This is a genomic window from Streptomyces sp. SID5910, assembly GCF_009862125.1.
GTDB lineage: Bacteria > Actinomycetota > Actinomycetes > Streptomycetales > Streptomycetaceae > Streptomyces.
Genome location: NZ_WWHX01000062.1, coordinates 1 through 14,112, shown reverse-complemented (window position 1 = coordinate 14,112; position 14,112 = coordinate 1). Strand labels below are relative to the sequence as shown.

General features: G+C 71.3%; 11 protein-coding genes. 4 read left to right on the top strand and 7 right to left on the bottom strand.

All coding sequences use genetic code 11. The features are described from left to right. Positions 1-165 precede the first annotated feature (165 nt). Positions 166-1,611 carry an MFS transporter gene (locus tag GTW67_RS02510; RefSeq protein ID WP_161163146.1) on the bottom strand — a complete coding sequence of 482 codons (1,446 nt, stop codon included), beginning with the start codon at positions 1,609-1,611 and terminating at the stop codon, positions 166-168. A 106-nt stretch (positions 1,612-1,717) separates the two neighbouring features. On the opposite strand from GTW67_RS02510, the gene dusB reads away from it, so the two are divergent. Next, on the top strand, positions 1,718-2,884 hold the full coding sequence (gene dusB, locus GTW67_RS02505) for a tRNA dihydrouridine synthase DusB (protein ID WP_161163145.1): 1,167 nt from the start codon (positions 1,718-1,720) through the stop codon (positions 2,882-2,884). Positions 2,885-2,907: 23 nt separating this feature from the next. Here dusB and GTW67_RS02500 read toward each other — a convergent pair whose 3' ends face one another. Beyond that, positions 2,908-4,695 (bottom strand): alkaline phosphatase family protein, encoded by a 1,788-nt coding sequence (locus GTW67_RS02500; protein ID WP_161163144.1) that lies wholly within the window; start codon positions 4,693-4,695, stop codon positions 2,908-2,910. Between the two features lie 506 nt (positions 4,696-5,201). On the opposite strand from GTW67_RS02500, the gene ppdK reads away from it, so the two are divergent. Both ppdK and GTW67_RS02490 read left to right on the top strand, forming a co-directional pair. Then, positions 5,202-7,922, top strand: a complete 2,721-nt coding sequence (ppdK, locus tag GTW67_RS02495; RefSeq protein ID WP_161163143.1) for a pyruvate, phosphate dikinase — start codon at positions 5,202-5,204, stop codon at positions 7,920-7,922. 279 nt (positions 7,923-8,201) lie between these two features. Further along, positions 8,202-9,404: an acyltransferase family protein gene (locus GTW67_RS02490; RefSeq protein WP_161163142.1), complete on the top strand. Its 1,203-nt coding sequence runs from the start codon at positions 8,202-8,204 to the stop codon at positions 9,402-9,404. Positions 9,405-9,418: 14 nt separating this feature from the next. On the opposite strand, the gene GTW67_RS02485 is transcribed toward GTW67_RS02490, so the two are convergent. Beyond that, entirely contained in the window at positions 9,419-9,871 is a 453-nt protein-coding gene (locus GTW67_RS02485; protein WP_161163141.1) for an excalibur calcium-binding domain-containing protein, read from the bottom strand. 187 nt (positions 9,872-10,058) lie between these two features. Between GTW67_RS02485 and GTW67_RS02480 the strand changes: the two genes are divergently transcribed. Beyond that, positions 10,059-10,991 carry an oxidoreductase gene (locus tag GTW67_RS02480; RefSeq protein WP_161163140.1) on the top strand — a complete coding sequence of 311 codons (933 nt, stop codon included), beginning with the start codon at positions 10,059-10,061 and terminating at the stop codon, positions 10,989-10,991. An 11-nt stretch (positions 10,992-11,002) separates the two neighbouring features. Here the strand turns inward: GTW67_RS02480 and GTW67_RS02475 are convergent, their stop codons facing one another. The 4 genes from GTW67_RS02475 to GTW67_RS02460 form a co-directional block, all read right to left on the bottom strand. Then, on the bottom strand, positions 11,003-11,770 hold the full coding sequence (locus GTW67_RS02475; RefSeq protein WP_161163139.1) for an SDR family NAD(P)-dependent oxidoreductase: 768 nt from the start codon (positions 11,768-11,770) through the stop codon (positions 11,003-11,005). A gap of 74 nt (positions 11,771-11,844) precedes the next feature. Then, on the bottom strand, positions 11,845-12,429 hold the full coding sequence (locus tag GTW67_RS02470) for a TetR family transcriptional regulator (protein ID WP_161163138.1): 585 nt from the start codon (positions 12,427-12,429) through the stop codon (positions 11,845-11,847). Between the two features lie 46 nt (positions 12,430-12,475). Next, positions 12,476-12,871, bottom strand: a complete 396-nt coding sequence (nirD, locus tag GTW67_RS02465; protein ID WP_161163137.1) for a nitrite reductase small subunit NirD — start codon at positions 12,869-12,871, stop codon at positions 12,476-12,478. Next, positions 12,868-14,112 (bottom strand): ferredoxin-like domain-containing protein (locus GTW67_RS02460; RefSeq protein WP_524539735.1); only part of this gene is annotated, 1,245 nt, incomplete at its 5' end. The genes nirD and GTW67_RS02460, both read right to left, overlap by 4 nt.

Below are 14,112 nucleotides of genomic sequence, written 5' to 3'. Positions count from 1 at the left end.
GGGGGCTGGTCGCGCAGTTCCCCGCGCCCCTGGGGGCGTGCGGTGGGGGTTGGCTGCACAGTTCTCCGCGCCTGTGGGGCGAGTGCCGGCCGGTGGGGGCTGGTCGCGCAGTTCCCCGCGCCCCTAGGGCATGACCTGGCGGTCGGCTGTGTAGGGCCCCGTGTCCTACACGCCTGAGCGGGCCGCCTCTTTGGCTTCGGGGGTTTCCAGGTGTTCTGCCGTTTGGGCTGCCGTGCGGTGGGCCCAGTGGCCCGTGGTCAGGGTGCCGAGGACCAGGACCGCCAGGCCGCAGGCCGTCAGGATCCACCACCCGGGGCGGGCCGCCGAGACGAAGGTGTCCCGGTACGACGACGAGCCCACGCCCGCCGCCAGCACCGCGCCGATCACCGCGACGCCCAGGGTCTGGCCCAGCTGGCGGCTGGTGGAGGCGACCGCGGCGGCCACGCCGGCCTGGGTGCGGGGCATGCCGGAGACGGCGGTGTTGGTGATGGGCGCGTTGACGAAGCCGAAGCCGACGCCGAACAGGACGTACCCGAGGAAGAGGGTGACGTCCGACGTCTCGGCCTCGAACGCGGCGAACAGGACACCGCTCACCGTCAGCGCGCCGCCCGCGATCAGCAGCGGCAGCCGCGGCCCCCGGCTGCCGACCAGCCGCCCGGACAGCGGGGCGCACAGGAAGGTCGGCACGGCCATCGGCAGCATCCACAGACCGGCGTGTAGGGCGCTCAGCCCGCGCACGTTCTGTAGGTACAGCGTGGACAGGAACAGGAAGCCGCCCAGCGCGGCGAAGGCACTGACCGCCGTGACGGTGGCCCCGCTGAACGGCACCGACCGGAAGAAGCGCAGGTCGATGAGGGGTTCGGCGCGGCGCGGCTCGTAGCGCAGCAGGCCGAGCAGCGCGGCGAGGGCGAGGACGGCGTAGGGGAGGACGGAGGTGAACCCGGCGCTCGGCGCCTCGATGATCGCGTACGTCAGGGAGCCGAACAGCACGATCACCAGCACCTGGCCCAGCGGGTCGGGGCGGCGGGCCCTCGGGGCGCGGGACTCGGGGACGAAGCGCAGGGTGAGCAGCAGCGCGGCGAGGCCCACCGGCAGGTTGACCCAGAAGATCGAGCGCCAGCCCACCGACTCCACCAGCAGCCCGCCGACCAGCGGACCGGCGGCCATCGAGATGCCGACGACCGCGCCCCACACGCCGATCGCGCGGGCGCGCTCGCGGGAGTCGGTGAAGGTGTTGGTGATGATCGACATGGCGACCGGGTTCAGCATCGAACCGCCCACCGCCTGCATCATCCGGAACACCACCAGCGACGACAGGTCCGGGGCCAGCGAGCACAGCACCGAGCCGGCGGTGAAGACGACCAGGCCCGTCATGAAGACCCGTTTCCGGCCGATCCGGTCGGCCGTGGAGCCCGCGAGCATCAGCAGCGCCGCCAGCACCAGCGTGTACGCGTCGACCGCCCACTGGAGACCCGACGTGCTCGCGTGCAGGTCACGCTGCATGGAGGGCAGGGCCACGTTCAGGATCGTGTTGTCGATGCTCACGATCAGCAGGCTCATGCAGCAGATCGCGAGCACGAGCAGACGTCGGCGGTGGGAGAGCTCGGGCATGGGCTCCATCGTACGCCCATTTCGATAGTGCGGTTAACTAATGACCGTTACACGATCTTGCGGCCGGGTACGCCGAGCACCGCCCCGCGTGCGGGACAATGGGGGAATGTCCACGCCCACCACGCCCGCCCCCGCCACCGCGCACCCGCCGTTGCAGATCGGCCCGCACACCGCGGCACCGCCCGTGGTGCTGGCGCCGATGGCCGGCATCACCAACGCGCCCTTCCGCACCCTGTGCAGGGAGTTCAGCGGCGGCAAGGGCCTGTTCGTGAGCGAGATGATCACGACCCGGGCGCTGGTCGAGCGCAACGAGAAGACCATGCAGCTGATCCACTTCGACGCGACCGAGACGCCGCGCTCGATCCAGCTCTACGGCGTCGACCCGGCGACCGTCGGCAAGGCCGTCCGCATGATCGCGGAAGAGGGCCTCGCCGACCACATCGACCTGAACTTCGGCTGCCCGGTGCCCAAGGTGACCCGCAAGGGCGGCGGCTCGGCGCTCCCGTACAAGCGCAACCTGCTCCGGGCGATCCTGCGCGAGGCCGTCAGCGGCGCCGGTGACCTGCCCGTCACCATCAAGATGCGCAAGGGCATCGACGACGGCCACCTCACCTACCTCGACGCCGGCCGCATCGCCGTCGAGGAGGGCGTGACCGCCGTCGCCCTGCACGGCCGCACCACCGCCCAGCACTACGGCGGCACCGCCGACTGGGAGGCCATCGCCCGCCTCAAGGAGCACGTCCCGGAGATCCCGGTGCTCGGCAACGGCGACATCTGGTGCGCCGAGGACGCGCTGCGGATGGTGCGGGAGACCGGCTGCGACGGTGTCGTGGTCGGGCGCGGCTGCCTCGGGCGCCCGTGGCTGTTCGCCGACCTGGTCGCCGCCTTCGAGGGGCGTACGGACGCCTATGTGCGGCCGACCCTGCGGGAGGTGGCGGACGTGATGGTCCGGCACGCCACGCTGCTGGGGGAGTGGATCGGCGACGAGGCGCGCGGCGTGATCGACTTCCGCAAGCACGTCGCCTGGTACCTCAAGGGCTTCGCGGTCGGCTCCGAGATGCGCAAGCGGCTCGCGATCACCTCGTCCCTGGAGGCCCTGCGCGCCGGCCTCGACGAACTCGACCTCGACCAGCCGTGGCCCACCGGCGCCGACGGCCCCCGCGGCCGCACCTCCGGCAACAACCGGGTGGTCCTGCCCGACGGCTGGCTCAAGGACCCGTACGACTGCGCGGGCGTCGGCGAGGACGCGGAACTGGACACCTCCGGCGGCTGACCGGCCCTCGGTCGAGCACATTTTCACCGGCTGGGATGCGGTGTGGAGCCGTACGCCGTCAGGAAGCGGTCGCGGAAGGAGCTCATCCGCCAGACCGGGGCGTCGTGGGCGGGCCGGAGGCCCTCGGTCCAGTTCCAGTCGTCGATCGCGTCGAGCACCTTCGGGTCCTTCGCGACGATCGAGACGGGCACGTCCCGGCTCGCCCCCTGGCCGCTGACCCGGGCGATCGGCTGGTGGTCGCCGAGGAAGACCAGGACGGTGTCGTCGGTGCCGTAGCGCTCCAGCCACTGGGTGAGGCAGGTGACCGAGTACTGGACCGACTTGCCGTACTCCTCGCGGGACTTCTTCGAGTCGGCGATCACGTCCTTCGACTTCTCGCCCGCCGCCTCGATGCCCTCGAACACCGAACCGTCGCCGAGCTCGTCCCAGCCGACCATCCGCGGGATCGGCGCCCACGGCTGGTGGCTGGAGGTCAGGATGATCTCCGCCATCAGCGGCTTGTCGCGCTTCCTGCCGTGCTCCAGCCGCTGGAAGGCCTCCAGCGCGTACTGGTCCGGCATGGTCGACCAGCTGAACTTCGGGCCCTCGTAGCCGAGCTGGTAGGCGTTGTAGACCTTGTCCAGCCCGTGGAACCTCGCCTCCGGCCAGGCCTTCTGCACGCCGGGCATGATGCCGACCGTGTCCCAGGCGCCCGTGTCGCCGAACATCGCGGTCAGCGTGCGGTGGTCGCCCGACGTCACAGTGCGGTAGCGCTGCTGGTTGTCCACCCACAGGCCGGACAGGAAGGTGGAGTGGCCCAGCCAGCTGCCGGCGCCGTACGTGGGTGAGGTCAGCCAGCCGCTCTTCGCCCGGTAGCCCGCCGCGGCCAGCGCCTCCGTGCTCGCGTCGAGCGTCCGGTCCACGCCGGGTGCCATGTCCGGGTCCTCGACGGCGCTGCGGCCGTAGCTCTCGATGAAGGTGAAGATCACGTCCTTGCCGCGCAGGTCCGGCACCAGCTGCTCGCCGGGCGTGGCGCCGAAGGAGTCGGCCTTCGCCTCCTTGGCGAACGCGGCCTCGTCCCGCACCGTGTCCACCACCCGCTCGGTCTGCGCCCTGAGCGCGTACGCGGCCCGGCCCGAGGCGAGCGGCATGCCGAAGGCGTGCAGACCGAGGATCGAGCAGGTGATCCACACGGTGCCGGCCACCAGCACCCCGCGCGTCGCCCGCTCCCGGTGCCCGGCCAGCAGGTCGCCCAGCCGGACCGTCGCCAGGACCATGCCCGCCACCAGGAGGAGCGCGAGGGCGATCGCGCCGAAGGCGGCGAGGGCCGCGACCGTGCCGCCCAGCGAGTCCTCGACGTAGCTGCGGGCGTCCTCCAGCAGCCCCCAGTCGAGCACGACGTTGAAGCCGCGGCCCAGATACTCGCCGAAGCCCATGTCCAGCAGGTTCAGCAGGGTCAGCACGCCCAGGCCCCCGCCGTACAGCACGGCCGCGATCCGCCGGGGCCGGCGCGGCAGGCCGAGCAGGACGGCGGCGCCGACGATCGCCTCCGCCGGGAGCTGCGTGAAGCGGTTCGGCTCCAGGGCGATGTACGTGTTCGGCAGCAGCAGCGCGGCGAGGACGAGGACGGCGGCCAGGACGGTGGTGGTCCGGCGGAGGACGCGCGCGGGGCCGGGGTGCCGGGTGCGCCAGGCACGCCAGTGGGCGAGGCGGGCCCTGAAGGGATGTGCCGCCGTGGGGTCCGTTCCCGTTTCCGCGGGGTCTGTGTCCGTGCCGGTGGCGGCGTCGGGGGCCGTGTGCGGTGGCCGGCGGAAGTGCGTGAAGACAGGCACCCGAAGGTCCTTCCCTGTGGAACCCGGTGGACGGCGGACCCGGTGTGGGGGCCCGGGTCCGCCGCACTGTCGTACGTGCCGTGCGCGGGGTGCGTTCAGCCTGGTGCGATCCGGCTCGCGCGGAGGTCCGCATGGTGAAATCCCGCGGCATGTGGCAGCGTGATTCTCGCCACCTCTGATAGAGGGAGCGCTCAGATGAGCGGATCTTGGACGGTTCCACTTCTCCAAACTGTGGCACTGAGTGCCATGGGTTGATCGTTCATCGATCGAACTCAAACGTAGATAACGGCGCTCAAACGAGCGGGCTAGGGGTGTCTACGGGGGTTGATTCGTTCAAGAAGTGAAAACACAGGCGGCTGCTCGCTTGCCAAGCCTTGACTTTCAATCCGCTGGCGGACGAGTGGTTACAGGCACATGACGCGCAAGTGGACGTACCCAGGTGCCTTTGATCTGGGTAGATTCCTCGCCGTCAGGGCAGCCACCGCGTCTTCGAGGAGTCGAGACCCGTGTCGGAAAACAAAGATCCCCACGTAACGAAGTTCGTCTACGACTTCACCGAGGGAAACAAAGACCTCAAGGACCTCCTCGGAGGCAAGGGCGCCAACCTCGCCGAGATGACCAACCTGGGCCTTCCGGTCCCTCCCGGCTTCACCATCACCACCGAGGCCTGCAAGACCTACCTCGACAGCGGCGAGGAGCCGGCGGCACTGCGTGACGAGGTGAGTGCGCACCTCGACGCCCTCGAGACGAAGATGGGCAAGAAGCTCGGCCAGGCCGACGACCCCCTCCTCGTGTCGGTCCGCTCCGGGGCCAAGTTCTCCATGCCCGGCATGATGGACACCGTCCTCAACATCGGCCTCTCCGACAAGTCGGTGCAGGGCCTGGCCAAGCAGGCCGGCGACGACCGCTTCGCGTGGGACTCCTACCGCCGCCTCATCCAGATGTTCGGCAAGACCGTCCTCGGCGTCGACGGCGACCTCTTCGAGGAGGCGCTGGAGAAGGCCAAGGAGGCCAAGAAGGTCACGGTCGACACCGACCTGGAGGCCGCCGACCTCAAGAAGCTGGTCACCGCCTTCAAGAAGATCGTCAAGAAGGAGGCCGGCCGGGACTTCCCGCAGGACCCGCGTGAGCAGATGGACCTCGCCATCAAGGCGGTCTTCGACTCCTGGAACGGCGACCGCGCCAAGCTCTACCGCCGCCAGGAGCGCATCCCGCACGACCTCGGCACCGCCGTCAACGTCTGCTCCATGGTCTTCGGCAACCTCGGCCCCGACTCCGGCACCGGCGTCGCCTTCACCCGCGACCCCGCCTCCGGCCAGCAGGGCGTGTACGGCGACTACCTCCAGAACGCCCAGGGCGAGGACGTGGTCGCGGGCATCCGCAACACCGTGCCGCTCGCGGAGCTGGAGCAGATCGACAAGAAGTCGTACGACCAGCTGATGCAGATCATGGAGACGCTGGAGAACCACTACCTGGACCTGTGCGACATCGAGTTCACGATCGAGCGCGGCCAGCTGTGGATGCTCCAGACCCGGGTCGGCAAGCGCACCGCCGGCGCCGCCTTCCGCATCGCCACCCAGCTCGTGGACCAGGGCCTGATCGACGAGGCCGAGGCGCTCAGCCGCGTCAACGGCGCCCAGCTCGCCCAGCTGATGTTCCCCCGCTTCGACGACAGCGCCAAGGTAGAGAAGGTCGGCCGGGGCATCGCGGCCTCGCCGGGCGCGGCGGTCGGCAAGGCGGTCTTCGACTCGTACACCGCCGTGAAGTGGTCCCGTTCCGGTGAGAAGGTCATCCTCGTCCGCCGCGAGACCAACCCGGACGACCTGGACGGCATGATCGCCGCCGAGGGCATCCTCACCTCGCGCGGCGGCAAGACCTCCCACGCGGCCGTCGTCGCGCGCGGCATGGGCAAGACCTGTGTGTGCGGCGCCGAGGAGCTGGAGGTCGACACCAAGCGCCGCCGGATGACGGTCCCGGGCGGTCATGTGGTCGAGGAGGGCGACGTCATCTCCATCGACGGCTCCTCCGGCAAGGTCTACCTCGGCGAGGTCCCGGTCGTCCCGTCCCCCGTGGTCGAGTACTTCGAGGGCCGCATGCACCCGGGCGCCGACGACGCCGACGAGCTGGTCGAGGCCGTGCACCGCATGATGGCCTTCGCCGACCGCAAGCGCCGGCTGCGGGTGCGCGCCAACGCCGACAACGCCGAGGACGCGCTGCGCGCCCGCCGCTTCGGCGCCCAGGGCATCGGCCTGTGCCGCACCGAGCACATGTTCCTCGGCGACCGGCGCGGGCTGGTCGAGCGGCTGATCCTGGCCGACACGGAGGCCGAGCGCGAGGAGTCCCTGAAGGAGCTGCTGCCGCTCCAGAAGCAGGACTTCGTCCAGCTCTTCGAGTCGATGGACGGCCTCCCGGTCACCGTCCGCCTGCTCGACCCGCCGCTGCACGAGTTCCTGCCCGACATCACCGAGCTGTCGGTCCGTGTCGCCCTCGCCGAGTCCCGGCAGGAGCCGCACGAGAACGAGCTGCGCCTGCTCCAGGCCGTGCACCGGCTGCACGAGCAGAACCCGATGCTGGGTCTGCGCGGCGTCCGCCTCGGCCTGGTCATCCCCGGCCTGTTCACCATGCAGGTCCGGGCGATCGCCGAGGCCGCGGCCGAGCGCAAGGCGGCCAAGGGCGACCCGCGCGCCGAGATCATGATCCCGCTCGTGGGCACCGTCCAGGAGCTGGAGCTCGTCCGCGACGAGGCCGACCAGGTCATCGCCGAGGTCGAGGCGGCCACCGGCGCGAAGCTCAAGCTGTCGATCGGCACGATGATCGAGCTGCCGCGCGCCGCGCTGACCGCGGGTCAGATCGCGGAGGCCGCGGAGTTCTTCTCCTTCGGCACCAACGACCTGACCCAGACCGTGTGGGGCTTCTCCCGCGACGACGTGGAGGCCAGCTTCTTCACGGCGTACCTGGAGAAGGGCATCTTCGGCGTCTCCCCGTTCGAGACGATCGACAAGGACGGCGTGGGCTCGCTCGTCGCCGCCGCCGCGAAGGCCGGCCGCGAGACGCGTCCCGACCTGAAGCTCGGCGTCTGCGGTGAGCACGGCGGCGACCCGGAGTCGGTCCACTTCTTCCACGAGGTGGGGCTGGACTACGTCTCCTGCTCCCCGTTCCGCATCCCGGTCGCCCGCCTGGAGGCCGGCCGGGCGGCCGTCACCTCGCAGGGCAGCGACCACCGCTGACCCCGCGCGGGGCACGCAAGGCCCCGGGGCCGCCGTCTGTCACCCGACCACCCTCACCGATCGGCGGCGGCTCCGGATCACGAAAAAGGGCGGCACCCTTGTGCGGGGGTGCCGCCCTTCGGGTTTGTCCGCTTCCGCCGTCTCTTGTGCGAAGGCTGTGTCAGGGATGTGACTCTTCTTTCAAAGTCGGACCACAACCATCGGGTTCACCCGTTGGTCATCTGCACGATGGTCCTACACCCCTGACAGTAGGAAAACGACGCCGGAAATGGTGGACGGATGTCCCAGACGGAGCAGGCAAGGCCGGCCGACGAGGCCCCCGAGCGCGACAGCGGTGGGGTGATGGCGCCGGAAGTGCCGCCCGCCGCCGGTGCGCAGGTGGACGTCCCGGCCGGGCCGGTCGTCCGCGGCAACCGGCTCGCCGCGCTGGACGGGCTGCGGTTCCTGGCGGCCCTCGCGGTGGTGCTCTTCCACTTCATCGGCCAGACCCACTGGGGAATGATCGCCGTCTGGGGCCGCCCGTACCAGGAGACCTTCCCCGACGCGCACCGCTACTTCGCCTTCGGGCGGCTCGGTGTCGACCTGTTCTTCCTCATCAGCGGCTTCGTCATCTGCATGAGCGCCTGGGGCCGCACCCCGCGCGACTTCTTCATCTCCCGCGTCACCCGCCTGTACCCCATGTACTGGGTGGCGATCGCGGTGTCGGCGGCCGTCATCTACCTCGTCGACACCCCCTTCGGTCACCCCAACCCGCGAGTGCTCTTCGCCAACCTGACGATGCTTCAGACGCCGCTCGGGGTGGACAACCTCGACTCGGTCTACTGGACGCTCTGGCCGGAGCTCTGCTTCTACCTCACCTTCGTGGTCGTGGTGTGGAAGGGGCTCACCTACCAGCGCGTGGTCATCTTCTGCGGGCTGTGGACGGTCGCCGCGGTGCTGGCGCCCAGCGCCCACATCCCGCTGCTCACCCTGCTGGTGAACCCGACGTCCGCGCCGTTCTTCATCGCGGGCATGGCCTTCTACCTCATGTACCGCTACCGGCCGACGCCGCTGCTCTGGGGCATCGTCGCCATGTCGTGGCTGCTGGCGCTGCACTTCATGATGGCGCCGCGCGGAGGCCGCAACAACTGGGAGACCTGGGCGCCGTGGCGCGGCTGGCTGGTCCTGGTGATCACGGTGTTCTTCCTGCTGATCGCGGTGATCGCGCTCGGCTGGACCAGCCGGATCCGCTGGCGGTGGCTGACGGTCGCGGGGACGCTGACCTTCCCGCTCTACCTGCTGCACGACGTCATCGGCATGACCGTCACCCACCACTTCGGCGACCGGGTCGACCCCTGGCTGCTCGTCGGGGTCACCGTGACGGGTCTGATCCTGCTGTCGTACGTCGCGCAGCGGTTCGTGGAACGCCCGATCGCGCTGGCCATGCGGCGGCTGCTGAGCAGCGCGGAGTTCAGTCTCCAGCCGCCGAAACCGCGCCGCTGAGCGGGCGGGGCGCGTCAGCGGGCGCCGGCGTCCTTGCGCCGGCGCACCGCCAGCAGCAGACCGCCGCCGGCGAGCACGACGGCCCCGCCGGCCGCCGCGATGTACGGGGTGCTGTCCTCGCCGCCGGTCTCGGCGAGGTCGGTGCCCTGCTTCCCGGCGGCCTGGTCGTTTCCGGTCTGGTCGCCTTCCTTGCCGGTGCCGGACGACTCCTCCCCGGCGCCCGTGTCCTTGTCGCCGGCGGGGACGAAGCCCGCGGGCGGGTTGTCGCAGCCGATGCCGTCCTTGTCCCGGTCCAGGTGCGCGCCGTAGTGCGGGTCGCCCTCCTTGATGTTGGCGTACCCGGCGTCGTACGCCTCGGTGCAGTTCTTGAAGGGGTGGGTGCCGTCGTGCGCCTCGGCGACGGCCGGCAGGGCGGCCAGGGCCAGTACGGCGACGGTCACGGCGGCCGGCTTGCGGAGCAGGTTCATCGAGAGTCCCGGGAATGGTGTGGAGCGGCTGTGTCGGAGGTGACGAAGCTAGTGAGGTGACCGGAGTGTGGCGGCGATATGGAGGAGCCGTGACGGGAACGTGACGTGACTGGACGGTAACTCTCCGCTCCCGGCCTCCCGGCGCGTACGGTGAGGTGAGGTCCGGGAGATCGGGAAGGAGCCGTGGATGGCCGGCTGGAGCGTGCGCGACATCCCCGATCAGGGCGGGCGGACCGCCGTCGTCACCGGGGCCAACAGCGGACTCGGCTACGTGGTCGCCCGGGAGCTGGCGCGCAAGGGGGCGCGGGTCGTGCTTGCGTGCCGCGACGAGGCGCGGGGCGGGGCGGCCCTGGACCGGCTGGCCGGCGAAGTGCCGGACGCCGACGTGGAACTGGCGCGGCTCGACCTGGGCGACCTGGGCTCCGTGCGGAAGTTCGCGAGCGCGCTGCCGTACGAGCGGGTCGACCTGCTCATCAACAACGCCGGGGTGATGGCCCTGCCCTACGGCACCACGGCGGACGGCTTCGAGACGCACTTCGGCGTCAACCACCTGGGCCACTTCGCCCTGACCGGGCTGCTGCTGCCGGCGCTGCTCGCCGCGCCCGGCGCCCGGATCGTCACCGTCTCCAGCCTGGCGCACGCGCTGGCCGACATCGACCCGCGCGACCTCAACAACGTGCGGCGCTACGGGCGGTGGACCGCCTACGCCCGATCGAAGTCCGCCAACCTGCTCTTCACGCACGAGCTCGCGCGCCGGCTGGCGGCCCGGGACGGCGGCCCGGACGTCACGGCGGCCGCCGCGCACCCGGGGTACGCGGAGACCAACCTCCAGACCGCCGGGCCGCGCGCCGAGGGGCGGCGGCTCGCCGAGCACCTGATGCAGCTCAGCAACCGGGTCGTCGCCCAGCCCGCGGAGGCGGGCGCGCTGCCCGTCCTGTACGCGGCCACCGCGCCCGCCGTGGCCCCGGACTCCTTCACCGGCCCGTCCTTCGTGATGTGGCGCGGGGCGCCCGCGCCGTCCTGGCGGGCGCCCCGGACGCGGGACGACGCGATGGGGGAGCGGCTGTGGGCCGCCTCCGAGCGGCTGACGGGTGTCACGTACGACGCCCTGAAGGGGTAGCCGCCCGCGCGTCAGGCGGTCTGGCCGCCGTCCACGACCAGGTCGGTGCCCACCACCGACGCCGCGTCGTCCGACGCCAGGTACAGCACCGCCGCGGTGACCTCCTCCACCGACGAGACCCGGCCGAGCGGCGTCTCGCCCCGCATGCGCTCGGCCCGGCCCGCCTCCGTCTCGCCGGGCCGCAGGGACATGCTGGTCGCCGTGGCGCCCGGGCTGACGGCGTTGATGCGGACGCCGTCGGCGATGTGGTCCAGGGCGGCGCCCCGCGTGAGCACCGAGACCGCCGCCTTGGTGGCGGCGTAGGCGGTGGCGCCCGGGCTGCGCTTGTGCAGGCCGAAGGTCGAGGCGATGTTCACGATCGCCCCGCCGGCCGGCTGGGTGCGCATCTGGCGGACCTCGGCCCGCAGGGCGTGGAAGACGCCGGTGACGTTGATGTCGAGCTGCGTGTGCCAGTCCTCCTCGGGCAGGTCGGCCACGGGGGTCCCGCCGCGGAAGACGCCCGCGTTGTTGACGGCCACGTCGAGCGAGCCGAAGCACTCGACGGCCGCCTCCACGACGGCCACCACGTCGGCGGCCCGGGACACGTCGGCGGTGACGGCTAGCGCCTTGCCGCCCGCCTCCTCGATCAGGGTCACCGTCTCGTCGAGCGGCTCCCGTCCGCGCCCGGCGACCACGACGTGCGCGCCCTCGCGGGCGAAGGCGAGGGCGACGGCCCGTCCGATGCCGGAGCCGGCGCCGGTGACGAGGGCGGTCCTGCCGGTGAAGCGCTGGGTGGTCATGAAACTCCCCTTTTTCTTGACCGATCGGTTCATTATGAGGGCCGGAGAAACACCCCTCCGCGAAGAGGGGTGTCTCAGTCGAGCAGAGCCAGTGCCTGTTCCGCCGCGTCCCGCACCCGCGCCGGGTCCGCCGACGCCTTGCCGACCACCCGCAGCCCCTGGAGCAGCACGAGCAGCATGCGGGCCAGGGTCAGCGGGTCGCGGCCGGCGGGCAGTTCGCCCTGGGCGCGGGCCCGGACCAGCGACGCGTGCAGCACCGTTTCGAGCTGGTCCCAGTTGCGCTCGACCCGGCGTGCGGCGACCGGATCGTGCGGGGCCAGCTCGGCGGCCGTGTTGGTGACGAAGCAGCCGCGTCCCCGCAGCTCCTCGGCGGTCGCCTCGGCGGCGTAGCGCCGCACCAGGGACCGTACGCCCGGCAGGGCGGGGCCCGGCCGGGCCAGGTCCGTCAGCAGGTCCGGGAGCAGTCCCTGTTCGTAGCGCTCCAGTGCCTTCAGATACAGCTCGCGCTTGTTGCCGAAGGTCGCGTAGAGGCTGGCGCGTCCGACGCCGAGGTGCTCCACGAGGTCGGACATCGACGTCGCCTCGTAGCCGCGCCGCCAGAACAGCTCCAGGGCTGCCCACAACGCGGCGTCCGGATCGAACTCCTTGGTCCTGGCCACGTGATGGAGCCTAGGCCGTACTGGAACAATCGGTCAAGAAATCGGCTCAGGCGGCCTTCACCTCGTACGTCGCCACCCGTACCGTCTCGTCGTCCAGGCACTGCCCGGTCGTGAGGTCGAAGCGCTGCTTGAGCAGCGGCGAGGCGACGAAGGGGCGGCCCCGGTGGCTGCCGGTCAGGCCGCGGGAGAGGACGGCCGCGCCGGTGAACGGGTCGCGGTTGTCGATGGCGTACAGCTCGCCGCCGCGGTCGCGGAAGAGGGCCACCTGCCCGCCGTCCGGCAGCAGGGCGGCCACGCCGCGGCCGGGGAGCAGGGCGCCGAGGTCGCAGGCCGCGAACCAGTCGTCCGTCAGCCTCAGCCGGACCTTCGGGCCGGTCGTCCCGGGTGCGGGGGTCTGGGGTGCGGGGGTCTGGGGTGCCGGGGTCTCGGGTGCCAGGGTCATCGCCGGGTGCTTCCTTCCAGGACGTCGTCTTCCGAGGGGCGCCGCACGCCGATGCTCAGCAGCGGCAGGTCGGGCTTCATCTGGTCGCGCTCGGGCACGAAGCCGACGACCGGGTCGGGGGCGTCGGGCGCGTTCACGAAGGACACGAACCGGGCCAGCTTCTCGGGGTCGTTGATGGTCTCGGCCCACTCGTCGCGGTAGTGGGACACGTGCGCCCGCATCAGGGACTCCAGCTCGTCGCAGATGCCGAGGGAGTCGTGGACGACCACGTCCCGGACGTGGTCCAGGCCGCCGGGGATCCGCTCCAGCCAGGTGGAGGTGCGCTCCAGCTTGTCGGCGGTGCGGATGTAGAACATCAGGAACCGGTCGATGAGGCGGACCAGTTCGGCGTCGGAGAGGTCCTGCGCGAGGAGGTCCGCGTGGCGCGGGGTGGCGCCGCCGTTGCCGCCGACGTAGAGGTTCCAGCCGTTGGAGGTGGCGATGACGCCGAAGTCCTTCGACTGGGCCTCGGCGCACTCGCGGGCGCATCCGGAGACCGCCGACTTGAGCTTGTGCGGGGACCTGAGCCCCCGGTAGCGCAGCTCCAGGTCGATCGCCATGCGCACGGAGTCCTGGACGCCGTACCGGCACCAGGTCTGCCCCACGCAGGACTTCACCGTGCGCAGCGACTTGCCGTACGCGTGCCCGGACTCGAACCCGGCGTCGACCAACCGCGCCCAGATGACCGGCAGTTGCTCGACGCGGGCGCCGAACATGTCGATGCGCTGGCCGCCGGTGATCTTCGTGTAGAGCCCGAAGTCGCGGGCGATCTCGCCGATGACGATGAGCTTCTCCGGCGCGATCTCACCGCCGGGGATGCGCGGGACGACGGAGTAGGAGCCGTTGCGCTGGAGGTTGGCGAGGAAGTGGTCGTTGGTGTCCTGGAGGGCCGCCTGCTCGCCCTCCAGGACGTAGCCGCTCGCGCCGATCACGGCGGCCAGCGAGGCGATGACCGAGCCGACCGCCGGCTTGCAGACCTCGCAGCCCTCACCGCCCCGGGCCTCCTCGCGGCCGTACCGGTCGAGCAGCTCCCGGTAGGAGGTGATCCGCAGGGCGAGGACGATCTCGTACAGCTCCTCGCGGGTCTGCGCGAAGCAGCCGCACAGGCCCTTGTCGACCTCGACGCCGCTCGCCTCCAGCTCGGCGGTGACGAGCTGGCCGAGCACCTTGACGCAGGAGCCGCAGCCGGTGCCGGCCTTGGA

What these genes read in the sequence shown, in the direction of transcription:
- dusB (WP_161163145.1), top strand. Translation starts at nt 1,718, where the DNA reads ATGTCCACGCCCACCACGCCCGCCCCCGCCACCGCGCACCCGCCGTTG.
- GTW67_RS02480 (WP_161163140.1), top strand. Translation starts at nt 10,059, where the DNA reads ATGGCCGGCTGGAGCGTGCGCGACATCCCCGATCAGGGCGGGCGGACC.
- GTW67_RS02510 (WP_161163146.1), bottom strand. Translation starts at nt 1,611, where the DNA reads ATGCCCGAGCTCTCCCACCGCCGACGTCTGCTCGTGCTCGCGATCTGC.
- GTW67_RS02475 (WP_161163139.1), bottom strand. Translation starts at nt 11,770, where the DNA reads ATGACCACCCAGCGCTTCACCGGCAGGACCGCCCTCGTCACCGGCGCC.
- GTW67_RS02485 (WP_161163141.1), bottom strand. Translation starts at nt 9,871, where the DNA reads ATGAACCTGCTCCGCAAGCCGGCCGCCGTGACCGTCGCCGTACTGGCC.
- GTW67_RS02490 (WP_161163142.1), top strand. Translation starts at nt 8,202, where the DNA reads ATGTCCCAGACGGAGCAGGCAAGGCCGGCCGACGAGGCCCCCGAGCGC.
- nirD (WP_161163137.1), bottom strand. Translation starts at nt 12,871, where the DNA reads ATGACCCTGGCACCCGAGACCCCGGCACCCCAGACCCCCGCACCCCAG.